This is a genomic window from Halomonas sp. ABH4_019, assembly GCF_056159885.1.
This window is the reverse complement of record NZ_JBSWWC010000003.1, coordinates 649,330-662,176: the sequence shown is the minus strand read 5'-3', so window position 1 is coordinate 662,176 and position 12,847 is coordinate 649,330. Positions and strand designations below refer to the sequence as shown.

The 12,847-nt window shown below is 67.1% G+C and carries 10 protein-coding genes and 1 pseudogene; 4 read left to right on the top strand and 7 right to left on the bottom strand.

Annotated features, from left to right (window positions below):
- Window position 1 precedes the first annotated feature (1 nt).
- Window positions 2–754: an ABC transporter permease gene (locus ACXAFN_RS15495; RefSeq protein WP_474990046.1), complete on the top strand. Its 753-nt coding sequence runs from the start codon at window positions 2–4 to the stop codon at window positions 752–754.
- Window positions 742–2,181 (top strand): aldehyde dehydrogenase family protein, encoded by a 1,440-nt coding sequence (locus ACXAFN_RS15490; protein ID WP_474990044.1) that lies wholly within the window; start codon window positions 742–744, stop codon window positions 2,179–2,181. Before ACXAFN_RS15495 ends, ACXAFN_RS15490 begins: the two co-directional genes overlap by 13 nt.
- Window positions 2,182–2,237: 56 nt before the next feature.
- Here the strand turns inward: ACXAFN_RS15490 and ACXAFN_RS15485 are convergent, their stop codons facing one another.
- The 6 genes and pseudogenes from ACXAFN_RS15485 to ACXAFN_RS15460 all read right to left on the bottom strand — a co-directional run bounded on the left by ACXAFN_RS15485 (window position 2,238) and on the right by ACXAFN_RS15460 (window position 8,410).
- Entirely contained in the window at window positions 2,238–2,600 is a 363-nt protein-coding gene (locus ACXAFN_RS15485; protein ID WP_474990042.1) for a cupin domain-containing protein, read from the bottom strand.
- Between the two features lie 113 nt (window positions 2,601–2,713).
- On the bottom strand, window positions 2,714–4,033 hold the full coding sequence (locus tag ACXAFN_RS15480; RefSeq protein WP_474990040.1) for an NAD(P)/FAD-dependent oxidoreductase: 1,320 nt from the start codon (window positions 4,031–4,033) through the stop codon (window positions 2,714–2,716).
- Window positions 4,034–4,283: 250 nt separating this feature from the next.
- The gene (locus ACXAFN_RS15475; RefSeq protein ID WP_474990168.1) at window positions 4,284–5,558 is read right to left on the bottom strand and encodes an FAD-dependent oxidoreductase; all 1,275 of its coding nucleotides are present in this window, start codon (window positions 5,556–5,558) and stop codon (window positions 4,284–4,286) included.
- A pseudogene (locus ACXAFN_RS15470) lies at window positions 5,547–5,708 on the bottom strand (rubredoxin); the annotation flags it as partial. The gene ACXAFN_RS15475 and the pseudogene ACXAFN_RS15470, both read right to left, overlap by 12 nt.
- A gap of 11 nt (window positions 5,709–5,719) precedes the next feature.
- Window positions 5,720–7,162, bottom strand: coding sequence for an aldehyde dehydrogenase family protein (locus tag ACXAFN_RS15465; protein WP_474990038.1), 1,443 nt, complete (start codon window positions 7,160–7,162; stop codon window positions 5,720–5,722).
- 57 nt (window positions 7,163–7,219) lie between these two features.
- Window positions 7,220–8,410, bottom strand: coding sequence for an aromatic ring-hydroxylating oxygenase subunit alpha (locus tag ACXAFN_RS15460; protein ID WP_474990036.1), 1,191 nt, complete (start codon window positions 8,408–8,410; stop codon window positions 7,220–7,222).
- 357 nt (window positions 8,411–8,767) lie between these two features.
- On the opposite strand from ACXAFN_RS15460, the gene ACXAFN_RS15455 reads away from it, so the two are divergent.
- Both ACXAFN_RS15455 and ACXAFN_RS15450 read left to right on the top strand, forming a co-directional pair.
- Window positions 8,768–10,459 carry a BCCT family transporter gene (locus ACXAFN_RS15455; protein ID WP_474990034.1) on the top strand — a complete coding sequence of 564 codons (1,692 nt, stop codon included), beginning with the start codon at window positions 8,768–8,770 and terminating at the stop codon, window positions 10,457–10,459.
- Between the two features lie 70 nt (window positions 10,460–10,529).
- Complete coding sequence (locus tag ACXAFN_RS15450) at window positions 10,530–11,780, top strand: M24 family metallopeptidase (RefSeq protein WP_474990032.1); 1,251 nt, start codon at window positions 10,530–10,532, stop codon at window positions 11,778–11,780.
- Between the two features lie 95 nt (window positions 11,781–11,875).
- Here the strand turns inward: ACXAFN_RS15450 and gcvA are convergent, their stop codons facing one another.
- Window positions 11,876–12,802, bottom strand: coding sequence for a transcriptional regulator GcvA (gene gcvA, locus ACXAFN_RS15445; protein WP_474990030.1), 927 nt, complete (start codon window positions 12,800–12,802; stop codon window positions 11,876–11,878).
- Window positions 12,803–12,847: the final 45 nt, after the last annotated feature.

The window sequence follows — 12,847 nt, the reverse complement described above, 5'->3', positions numbered from 1 at the left end:
CATGGACTTTTCCTGGCTCCAGGACGGCTTCTATCAGGAGTACCTGATTGAAGGCTTCGTCAACACCCTGTGGCTGCTCGCGGTCTCCGCCATCGGCGGCCTGGCGCTGGCCGTGGCGGTGGCCATCGCCCGCCTCAAGGGCCCACGCCCGCTGGCCATGCTGGCCAAGGGCTTCACCACGGTGATCCGTGGCACCCCGCTGCTGGTGCAGCTGTTCTTCTTCTACTACGGCGTCGGCCGGCTGCTGGAGGGCATCCCCGGCGTGCAGGACAGCGCGATCTGGCCGCTGCTGCGCGACCCGTTCTTCTACGGGGCCCTGACCTTCATCCTGAGCGTCGGCGCCTACTCCGGCGAGGTGCTACGCGGTGCCCTGCTCAGCGTGCCCCACGGCGAGCGCGAAGCGGGCCGCGCCTTCGGCATGGGGCCCGTCCAGGTGTTCTTCCGCCTGTGGCTGCCGCGGGCCGTCCAGCTATGCCTGCCGACCCTGACCGGCGAGATGATCCTGCTGCTCAAGTCGGTGCCGCTGGTGTCCACCATCGCCCTGATGGACCTGCTGCAGGCCGCCAACATCATTCGCGACGAGACCTTCCTGGTCTACGAGCCGCTGATGCTGATCGCCGGCATCTACCTGGCCATGACCGTGGTGCTGACCCTGGTGCTGCGCCAGGTGGAACGCCACTTCCCCGGCATGCAGCCGACCCGCCACCGCTGGCTGCCCCTGCGTCGAGACGAGACCGCCCCATGCAAGCACTGACCCACCATTTCATCGACAACCGCTGGGTGGCGAGCCACGGCACCCGACAACTGCCGGTCACCGACCCCTACCGCGAGACGCCGATCGCCGAGGTCACCGCCGGTGCCCCCGAGGACGTGAACGCCGCCGTGGCCGCCGCCCGCCGCGCCCTGCCCGGCTGGCGGGCGCTGGGCGGAGCGGCGCGCGGCGACACCCTGGACGCCTTCGCCGACGCCCTGGCCGCACGGCGCGGCGAGCTCGAGGCGCTGTCCAGCCGCAACAACGGCAAGCCGAAAGCCGAGGCCGAGCAGGACCTGAGTGACGCCATCGCCTGCTACCGCCACTATGCCGAGGAGGCCCGGGCGCTGGACGGCCGCCAGGGCGAGGTCGTGGCCACCGGCGAGGCGGGGCTGGTGTCGCGCCGCTACCACGACCCCGCGGGCGTGGCCGGGCTGATCACGCCCTGGAACTTTCCGCTCGTCAGCAGCGCCTGGAAGCTGGCCCCGGCGCTGGCCGCCGGCTGCACGGTGGTGTTCAAGCCCTCCGAGGTCACCCCGCTGCCCGAGCAGGCGCTGGCCGAGATCGCCGAGGCCATCGAGCTGCCGCCCGGGGTCTTCAACCTGGTGCACGGCGACGGCGCCAACGTCGGCGCACCGCTGGCCGCCCACCCCGGCGTCGACAAGCTGTCCTTCACCGGCAGCAACCCGGTCGGCGAGGCGGTGATGGCCGCCGCCGCCCGGGGCACGCGCAACGTCTCGCTGGAGCTCGGCGGCAAGTCGCCGATCATCGTCGCCGAGGACGCCGACCCGGACCTGGCGGCGGCGCTGGTCATGGCCGGCTTCTGCTACAACGCCGGCCAGATGTGCTCGGCCACCTCTCGGCTGCTGGTCCACGAGGGCGTCGCCGAGGCCCTGCACGACAGGCTCGACGCGGCCATCGCCGCGCTGGTGGCCGGCGACCCGCAGAACGCGGCCACCACCCTGGGCCCGCTGGTCAACGCCAAGCAACGCGACCGAGTGAACGCCTACCTGGCGGAAGCCGAGGCCGAGGGCCTCGTGCCCACCGCAGCGGCACTCGCCCTGCCCGACCAGGGCCACTTCGTCGCCCCGCGGGTATACCGCGACGTGCCGGCCACGAGCCGGCTGTGGCGCGAGGAGATCTTCGGGCCGGTGCTGTGCGCGCGGGCCGTCCGCGACGACGACGAGGCGGTGGCCTTGGCCAACGACAGCGACTACGGGCTGGCCGCCACCGTGGTGGCCGGCAGTCACGAGCGTGCCGAGGCCATCGCCTCGCGCCTCACCGCCGGCAACGTCTGGTGCAACACCTACCAGGTGGCCCCGCCGGGGCTCGGCTGGGGCGGCATGAAGGGCAGCGGCATCGGCCGCGAGCTGGGCCGCGCCGGGCTCGAGGCCTATCTCGAGACCCGCTACGTGACCCGGCCAGCCTGAGGCGACTCCCCCCGCATACACTGTGCGGCCCCCATGGGCGGCTGTCGTCAGGTCGGTTACTCCAGACCGTTGAGGGCCTTCCAGTTACCCGGATAGAGGGCGTAGCCGAACAGCGCCTGGCCGCCGTAGACCAGCTCGGTGCCTTCGGGAATCCACAGCATCTGGCCCTGGGTGACGCGATGGGTCTCCCCGGCGGCGGTGACCTCGAGCTCGCCCTCGATGACGAAGATCACCTCGTCGTAGAGCACCTTCCAGGCCACCTCGGCCCCTTCCCAGCGGGCGAAGCCGGCGCCCATGGTCTCGCTCAGGGCGGTGTCCACGGTACGGCCGATCTCGGCGTGCCCGGGCGGACCTCCGCGGTGGCGGAAGGTGGTATCGCGATGATCGAACTTGATGGCGCGGATGGGGGTATCGCTCATGGTGGTCCTTGCTTGGATCTGATCAAAAGGAGCAAAGGACGGATAAGCGTCAGCGTATCCGCCACTCTGCCGGCGCGGTCTCTGAAACGTTGCCGAGCGCAGACCGTTTCAGCTTAGAGTTCGCTGCGGCTGGCCCAGGCCGCCTGCTTCATCCGGGTCTTCACGCCGAGGCTCAAAAATGGCTCCGGGGGATTGAGCGCCGGCTTGCCGGACACCGCCAGCATGTCGGCGAGCTGACTGGAGTCCTGGCCGGTGGCCAGTTCCGGCAGCAGCTTGCCGGAGATGGTGCCCCGCGCCGCGCCGACGCTCTGGTGGACGCCGGACATCCAGGCGTTGTCGCCTACCCTGCCGAAGAAGGCCGTGTAGTTGCGCGACAGCCCGCAGGCCCCGCCCCAGGTAGCCTCGAACGGCACATGAGACAGTGTCGGGTAACGAGCCTCAAAGGACTGGCGGTGCCCCTGGCGAATGCGGGTGCGTTCGGCCAGATTGTCGTGATAGCGCGGCACGAAACGGTACTGGTTGCGCACGATCAGCCGCCGATCCGGGGTCAGTCGCAGCGTGGTGCCGGCATGGTCGGCGGGCGTCAGCCCGAAATGGTGAGGCGCGGTGGAGAACAGCGCCATCTCGTCGTCCGTCAGCGCCCGGGTCATGCTGGCGAAGGTCATCACCGGCAGCACCCGGTGCTTGAGGAAACCGAACTCCCGGGAATAGATGTTGGAGCCGAGCAGCAGGTTCTTGGCACGTACCTCGCCCTCCGGCGTAGTGGCGCACCATTGCCCACCCGAGCGGGTCAGGCTCACTACCGGGGTGTGCTCGTAGAGCTCGGCGTTGTCCGGCAGACTCTCGCCAAGCCCACGCACCAGGGCGGCGGGCTGCATCAGCGCGGTGTTGGCGGTATAGATGGCCGAAGCGTAGTGCCGGGTGCCGAGGATCGGCGCCAGCTCGTCGCGACCCAGCCGACGGTAGGGGTAGTCGAATTCCTGGAGCAGGCGCTCGTAGTGGTCGAGGTACTTGAGGCCGCGCTCGCCCACCGCGCCCTGGTACTTGCCGGCACGGGACCAGCCGCAGTCGATGCCGTGTCCCGATACCAGGGCCTCTAGGTCGTTGATCGCGGCCCGGTTGAGCGACAGCAGCTTGTGCTTGCGTTCCAGGTCATCGCCCTCGAGGTCACGCTTGTGGGGCAGGTCGATGACGAAACCGGTATTGCGCCCGGAGGCCCCCTGCCCCACCCGTAAGGCCTCCAGCACCACCACACGATCGCCGGGCCGCAGCTCGGCGACGCGGCGGGCCGCGGCCAGCCCGGTGAAGCCGGCACCGATCACCAGCCAGTCGGCGCTCTCGCAAGCATTCAGTCGACGAGCCGGCCTCGGGTCATCGAGCAGCTGATACCAACCATTGCACTTGTCGTCACGAGGAAGGGTTGCTTGTGACATTCTTCACCTCCGCCGCACCGAAACGCGACGTCATCACCGGCCAGGCCGGTGGTTCGAGAGTAGGCGGCGCCCGACGGGCGCCGCATGTAGTCATGTAGCGCTGCTGGAAGGCTCGCTACAAGAACTCGGCGAGCGATGATCAGGCAAGGCAAAAATCGGCGAAAATGCTGAATTTACGTGGTATGTAAATGAGCAGTTTGAGCCGTTTTTTAACGCCGTATGATCGAGCGCAGCCAGTTCTTGTCCAGCCTCAGGCGGCCTGGGCCTGGCCACAGGCCTTCACCCAGTCACTGCGCCGCGCCATGGCCGCGTCGCCGACCAGCGCGAAGCCGATCAACCGGCCTGCGGCGTCGTAGCCGGCGGCTTCGACGCCATCGTCGGTAGCGCTGACGTGCCAGCTCACCTGGGCGTCGGCCGGCGGCACCACCGCGCAGACTGGAGCTACCGGGGTCTTGACCATCACCGGCATCACCGGGTAACTGACCGGCGTCGGGGTGCCCGTGAGGGTCGCCGCCAGAGCGCGCAGCCCGGCGTTGATCGGCGCCAGGTAGGGCAGCAGCTGGCCGTCGATCTCCACGGCGTCGCCCAGGGCATAGACGCCTGGGAACGACGTCATGAGGTGATCATCAACGCGAATGCCCCGACCGCAGTCGATACCGGCCGCACTGGCGAGCGCGGTGTTGGGCGCGAGTCCCACGGCGCTGACGACCAGGTCCGCCGACAGCTCGCGGTCATCGGTGAGCGTCAACCGGTAGCCGCCGTCCTCGGCGGCCACGCTGGCCAACGAGCGCGACAGGTGCCAGTTCACGCCAAGCCGCGAGAGCGCTTCGCGCAGGACCTCGCTGCCCGCCTCCGGCAGCAACCGCGGCAGCGGGCGTTCGGCCAGCCCCACCACCTCGACCTTATGGCCCGCCTGGGCCAGGTCATTGGCGAACTCACAGCCGATCAGGCCGTCGCCGATGATCACCACCCGCGCCGCACGGCCGAGGGTGTCGAGGCGCTCGCGCATGGCGGCATAGTCGCCGCGATCGTTGACCGAGAGCAGCGCGCCTGCCTCACCCTCCACCGGGATGCGGATCGGGCTCGCGCCGGTGGCGAGCACGAGCTGCCCGTAGTCCAGTTCGCCGAGTCGGGTGACGAGGCGTTTGGCCTCGGCGTCGATGCGCTCCACCGGGCAGAAGGCATGCACCCGAATGTTCAGACGGCGCTCGATCGACAGCGCCGATTCGTCGAGCAACGCCTCGGCATCCTTGCCCAGAGCGAAGGCGTTGGACAGCGCCGGCTTGGAGTACAAGCCACCATCGTCGGCAGTCACCACGTGGATCTCGCGCTCGGCGTCACAGCCACGCACCGCCTCGGCCAGCCCGTAGCCGGCATGGCCGCTGCCGATGATCACCAGCGGCCCGTCCGGCGTTGCGGCGGCCGGCGCTCCAGTGGCCGGTGCGACAGCGGCCACGGCATCGGCCAGCGGGGCGGGACCCGCCGCCGGAGCCTGGGCGGGCGCGTCATCGGTGATCTCGAGCATCTCGAAATCTTCCTTGCCCACGCCGCAGTCCGGGCAGATCCAGTCGTCCGGGACATCCTCCCAGCGGGTGCCGGGAGGAATGCCATCGCTCGGCCAGCCCTCGGCCTCGTCGTAGACGAGACCGCAGATGATGCACAGCCACTTCTTCATCTGAACCTCCTTCACACGCCCTTGATGCGCACGGCGATGTTGCGGGTCTGGACGTAGCTGTAGAGCGCCTCCTGCCCCTTCTCGCGGCCGAAGCCGGAGAGACCGACCCCGCCGAAGGGCGTCTCCACCCCACCGGCGAACCACTCGTTGATGAACACCTGGCCGCCGCGCAGGCGGCGGGCGGTGCGCAGGGCCCGGTCAAGACGGGTGTCGAAGACCCCGGCCACCAGGCCGAACTCGGTGCCGTTGGCCAGTTCGACGGCCTCGTCCTCGGTATCGAAGGGATGGATCACCAGCACCGGACCGAAGACTTCTTCCTGGAAGAGCTCGCTATCCACGGCCACGTCGGTGAACAGCGTCGGCTGCATAAAGTAGCCCTTCACCCCAGCCACTCTTTCACCGCCCGTAACGCAGGTGGCCCCGGCCTCGATAGCGCGACGACACATGCCCTCGACCTGTTCGAGCTGATCCCGGGAGACCAGCGGCGTCAGGTCCGGATTCTCGACCCCCGGGCCGATGGACAGCCCCTCGGCCAGCGCCCGGGCTCGGGCGATGACCTCGTCATAGCGCGAGCGATGCACCAGCAGTCGCGACATGGCCGAACAGACCTGACCGGCGTTGAAGAAGATCCCCGCCTGGATGCTCTCGAGCACCTGATCGATGTCGGCATCGGCATGCACGATGCCCGCGGACTTGCCCCCCAGCTCCATCACGCTGGGGGTGGCGCGCTCGGCGGCGTCGCGCAGAATACGCTGACCGGTGGGCACCGAACCGGTGAAGACGATCTGGTTGGCATCGCGGTGCTTGACCAGGTGGGAGCCGACCACCGAGCCCTTGCCGCAGAGCAGGTTGACGGCGCCCTTCGGCAGGCCGGCTCGCTCGCAGGCGGTCATCAGGAAGGTCATCGCCAGCGGCGAGATTTCAGGCGACTTGATCACCACGGCGTTGCCGGCGGCCAGGGCCGGGGCCAGGGAGCGGGCGCAGATCGACGGCGGAAAGTTCCAGGGCACGATCTGCACCGAGACGCCCATGGGTTCATAGCTGGTGAAGTCGACGTAGTCGTCGCCCAGCGGGATCGAAGTGCCTTCGATCTTGTCGGCCATGCCGGCGTAGTACTCGAAGTAGCGGGCGGACTCCTCGAACTCGCCGCGGGCAACTTCCAGGGACTTGCCGTTCTCTCGGCACAGCACCAGAGCGGCCTCTTCGGTCAACGCCTTGATTTCCTCGGCGATGGCCAGCAGCCAGGTCACGCGCTGGGCCGGGCGCACTGAACTCAGCGAACCGGCATTCACACAGCGCCGGGCCGCGGCCATGGCGGCATCGGCATCGGCCAGGCTGGCCTCGGCGATCTCGGCGTAGACTTCACCGGTGGCCGGGTCATCGACGGCGAGGTAGCCGTCGGCGCCGACCCAGGCGCCGTCGATATAGTTGTAGTAGCGATCGAGCGTGCTCATCGGGGCACTCCAGTTAGCAACGTTTCGGACCAGACCTTCTCGGAACAAGCCTGAGATTCAAGCGGCCTCGGCATCGCCGCGCACGCGACGCGCCACCCACTGGTGGAAGAAGTGGGTCGGGTGATCCAGCACCGGCGAGAAGACGCCGCCCTGGAAGCCCGGCGACTTGCGACCGCGCTGCATGCCTTCCACGGCACCAATGTCCTCGCCGAACACCACCCGCCAGGACTCCAGGGTCGAGGTGCGGCAGGCGGCGTAGGCGTCCTGGGTCGCCTCGTCGCCGACGTAGTAGACCCGCAGGTGTTCGACGGTCTGGTTGGCGGAGACCGGCTCCAGCATCATGGCGAAGGCATGGTCGGCCTGGATCCCCAGCAGCACGTTGGGGAAGAAGGAGATGTACTCGGCGTGCTCGAGCTTGTCCTGGGGCCAGGACGGGAACTTGGGCAACCGGGTGCCGGCCACGTTGGAGAGCCGATAGGCCAGGCTGCCCTGACCGGAGAAATGCTCGCCGAACTGGATGTTGTAGTGATCCTCGAGGCGCGAGTAGCTGTTCAGGCTGGGGTGCACCCAGGGCAGGTGATAGCTCTCGCAGTAGTTCTCCACCGCCAGCTTCCAGTTGCAATTGACGGTGATCTCCAGGTTGCCGCCCATGTTGACGCGACGCAGCAGGCCAAAGCCCTCGGTGCCGATGAAGTCGCGCCAGCGGCTCTCCAGGGGCGCCACGTGGTCGGCGAAGTCGGGAGCCTGGCCGTCCAGATTGACGAACACCATGTCCATCCACACTGCGCTGCGTACCGGCTTGAGGCCGTGCTTCTCGCACTTGAAGCCCTCGACCTTGTGCTGGCCGACGCCGCCGATGTGCGGGGTGCCCTTGAGGTTGCCGTCGAGATCGTAGGTCCAGGAGTGGTAGGGGCAGCGGATCACCCCTTGCACCTCGCCTTCCTCGGCGATCAGTTGCATGCCGCGGTGGCTGCAGACGTTATGGAAGACTTGGGTCTCGCCGTCCTTGTTGCGCATCATCACCAGCGGCAGGCCCATGAAGTCGACCGGCTTGACGTAGCCGTGCTTGATCAGGTCGCTGGCAAATCCTACGCAGGCCCAGGTGCTGGCCATCAGGCGGTCGCGCTCGGCGGCGAAGAAGGCATCGCTGACATAGGCGGCGTTGGGCATGCCGGTGGCCTCGGCGATCGGGGCGAGCACATCGTCGAGCTGCTGAGCGGGAATCAGGGATTGGGTCGGGTCGGTCATCTTGGCCTCCTCACGGGACACGGGCGGGTCTTGGTCTGTTATGGCCCTACCGGGGGTTCCGGCTGGTGGAGGCGAGTCTGGGAGCGCCGCGACACGGCGACAATCGATGATTCAGCATCAAATCATGATAAAAAGTCATTTATTAGACGAATGGATAACTGCATAAAGCCGCTTTATCCTTTGATTAACTGTGCATAAAGCTGGCGTTATTGCCTCTCCATGGAATGAGAAATTCTCATGCGTTGATGACAAAAAATGGGTTGCTCGCCCCTCCCGCACCGCCCAGTCTGCGCAGCGGGCCACCCGGCCCCATCCCCCCGACATCCGATTGTCCAATAACAACGCGAGAGAGACGCCATGCGCTCATCCAGTGGCCTGCTCAAGGGCCTCAACCCCACGGTGACCATCGCCTCGAAGGTACTAGTCATCGGCTTCGTGATCTTCTGCGCCGTGCTCGCCGAACGGGCGGGCGTCATCTTCCAGGAGGTGTCGACGGTCGTCCTCGACAATGCCAAGTGGTTCTATCTCGGGCTGGTCAGCAGCGTGCTGGCCTTCCTGCTCTACCTGATGATCAGCCGCTTCGGCCATATCCGCCTGGGCAAGGACGACGAGCGTCCCGAGTTCAGCTTCGTCTCCTGGGTCAGCATGCTGTTCTCTGGCGGCATGGGCATCGGCCTGATCTTCTGGTCGGTGGCCGAGCCGATGTGGCACTACGCCGACAACCCCTTCACCGACGGCATGAGCGATGCGGCCGCCGGCATGGCGATGCGCCTGACCTTCTTCCACTGGGGCCTGCACCCCTGGGCGATGTTCATCATCGTGGCCCTGGCGCTGGCCTACTTCTCCTACCGCAAGGGACTGCCACTGACCCTGCGCTCGATCCTCTACCCCTTCATCGGCGAGCGCATCTACGGCCCCATCGGCCATACCGTCGACATCCTCACCGTGGCGATCACCGCCTTCGGCGTCTCCCAGTCGCTGGGCTTGGGGGTGATCCAGATGAACAGCGGGTTGCACACCGTCTTCGGCGTGGAGAACGGCATCGGCGTCCAGCTGACCATGATCGCCGTGATCACGCTGTTCGCCATCGCCTCGGTGATGTCCGGGGTGGGCCGCGGCATCCGCCGACTCTCCGAGTGGAACATGCTGCTGTCGCTGGTCATCGTCGCCATCGTGCTGGCCATCGGCCCCACCCGCTACATCCTCAACACTCTGCTGCAGAGCACCGGCGACTACGCCGACCACCTGATCGGAATGAGCCTGTGGAGCGATGCCAACGCCGACAGCGGCTGGCAGAACTGGTGGACCGCCTTCTACTGGCCCTGGTGGATGACCTGGGCGCCGTTCGTCGGCATGTTCATCGCCCGCATCTCCCGGGGACGTACCATCCGCGAGCTGATCGGCGGCGCCCTGCTGGTGCCGACCCTGGTGACCTTCGTGTGGATGTCGGTGTTCGGCGGCAGCGCCCTGTTCGAGGAGCAACAGGCGCGTCAGGTCCATGAGCAGGCCGTGGCCGAGGGGACGGTAGCGAGCGATGTCGACTTCGCCGGCGGAGAGGTGCTGAAGGCCACCCAGGAGGACACCACCCTGGCGCTGTTCACCCTCTTCGATGCCCTGGACCCGGGACTGCTGGGCAGCGTGCTGTCGATCCTGGCGGTGCTGCTGCTGGCCACCTACTTCATCACCTCGGCGGACTCCGGCACCCTGGTGCTGTGCACCCTGGACAGCGTCGGCAGCCCCGAGCCACCTCAGCCGATCCGCGTGATCTGGGGCCTGGTGATCGGCTGCATTGCCGGCTCCCTGCTCTATGCCGGCGGCCTCAAGACGATCCAGACCGCCTCGATCATCGCCGGACTGCCGATCGCCGTCTTCATCCTGGTGATGACCCTGAGCCTCTACCGCACCATGCGCCGGGAGCCCATGGCCGCCGCCATGCTGCCGCCCCAGGCGCGTCCGTCCGACGCCGACCTGGATCATCACAGCGGGCGGGCCGCCCTCTCGCCGGCACGGGCCGGGGGCGAGCGAGCCGAGCCGGTCCTCGAAACCTGAGGCCCGAGTCGCCCAACCCAACGACAGGGGCACGGCAACGGCCGGGGCCCTGCCATATCGAGGAATAGTCATGCCCCCCGCCGATGCGTCCCATCCCCTCCTCGCAGGAGGCCCCACTCCCCTCAAGGATCCCATCTCTGCGACCACCCTGGAGGCGGCACGTCACTATCGACTATCTCGCGTCCAGGACCAGCTGAGGCGGCACGGCATACCCGCCTTGCTGCTCTACGATCCGGTCAACATCCGCTACGCCACCGACGCCTCCAACATGCAGGTCTGGACCGCCCACAACCCCTCGCGGTATGCGCTGATCTTCGCCGAGGGCCCGGTGATTCTCTGGGAGTTCCATAACTGTGAACACCTCTGCGCGCACCTAGAGACCATCGACGAGGTCCGCGGGGCCATCAACTGGGCCTACTTCGGGGCTGGCCCAAGGGTCGAAGCGAAGGCGCGTCAATGGGCGGCCGAGATCGCCGACCTGCTGCGCCATCACGGCGGCGACCGCCCACGCCTGGCCGTGGACCGACTCGATCCGCAGGGTGCAGCGGCCCTTACCGCCGAAAGTATCGGCCTGATCCAGGGCCAGCCCCTGATGGAACAGGCCCGCGCCATCAAGTCGGCCGAGGAGCTCGAGCTGATCCGCTGGACGATCCGCGTAGCCGAGCGAGGTATCCAGCGCATGCACGATGAGCTTCGACCGGGCCTGACGGAAAACGAGCTCTGGGCTTGGCTGCACTTCGAGAACGTTCGCCATGGCGGTGAATGGCTGGAGACGCGGCTTCTCGCCTCCGGGCCGCGCACTAACCCCTGGATGCAGGAGTGCAGCGACCGGGTGATGCAGGAGGGCGAGCTGATCGCCTTCGATACCGACCTGATCGGTCCCTACGGCTACTGTGCAGATATCTCGCGGACCTGGACCGTCGACCATGGCCCGCCGAGCGACGCGCAGCGCCGTCTGTATCTCCTTGCCTACGAGCAGCTCCAGCACAACATGGCGCTGCTGCGGCCCGGGCTCGGCTTCCGGGAATTTTCGGAGAAAAGCTGGCTGATTCCCACCGAGTACCACCCCAACCGCTATTGCTGCGTGGCCCACGGCGTGGGACTGGCCGATGAGTATCCGGCCATCGCCCACCCAGGGCCGGACTGGTCGAGTAGCGGCTACGATGGCGTGTTCGAGGAGCACATGACCGTCTGTGTCGAGAGCTATATCGGCGCGCCGAACGGCCAGGAAGGCGTCAAGCTGGAGGAGCAGGTGCTGATCACCCGGAACGGCTGCGAGCCGCTATCCCGCTATCCCTTGGAGACAGACTGGCTGAACTGACAGCATGTATTCGAGGACCCGGCAGCCACCGGGTCCTTGTCGTCAAGCGGGTCGGGAAGAGCTCCCCTCATGTGTCGCCGACCACTCTCACCCACTCAAATCAATCCCAATTCGCCCACTTCCCTAGGGATGGTCTCGAGCAACCACTCCCGGAAGGCCTTGACCCCCCGGCGGTGCGACGGCGCCTCGCCGCGCTCGAGCAGGTAGAAGCGCGCCGGGGTACGCAACACCGTCTCTACTGGCCGCACCAGCTGGCCACGTTCCAGATAGTCGTCCACCAGCTGGCTCCAGCCCAGCGCCACCCCCTGGTCCATCATCGCCGCCTGCACCAGCATCGAGTAGCTGTTGATGTTCAGCCGGCGTCGCGGAGGGCGTGCGATCACGCCGACCTCGGTGAACCACTGCTTCCAGCTCATCCAGTCCTGATCGGCATCCTCCAACGACAGCAGGGTGCAGTCGAGCAGCGCCTCAGGCCCCGAGAAGGGCCCGAACTGCTCCAGGTAGCGGGGGCTGCACACCGGGAAGGCCTCCTCGTGGAAGAGCGTGGTGGCCTGCATCGCGGGAGGGGGGGTGCGGCAGTAGAAAAGCGCGACGTCGCACTCCACGCGCGCCAGGTCGCGGAGCTGCTCAATGGTGACGATACGCAGCTCGATGTCATCGTGCTCACGCTGGAACTCGGCGATCTTGGGCAGTAACCACAGCGACGCCATGGCACTGGTGGTGGCCACGGTGAGCTGATGCATGCCCTGCCAGCTACGCACCTCGTCGGTGATACCCGCAATATCCACTAACGACTGGCGAACCGCCTGGGCGTAGCGATATCCCATGGCCGTTAGTTTGACGCTGCGATTAGCGCGCTCGAAAAGCGGCTTGCCAAGGTAGTTCTCAAGGCTTCGCACCTGTCGACTGATGGCACCCTGCGTCACGTGCAGCTCCTCGGCCGCCAGCGTGAAGCTGAGGTGGCGGGCCGCCGACTCGAAGGCCACCAGACTGTTCAGGGGAGGCAGGGGACTGATCTTCATAACGTTTCGGCGTCAACCATGATCGGGGCAGGCGCATCGAGTGTA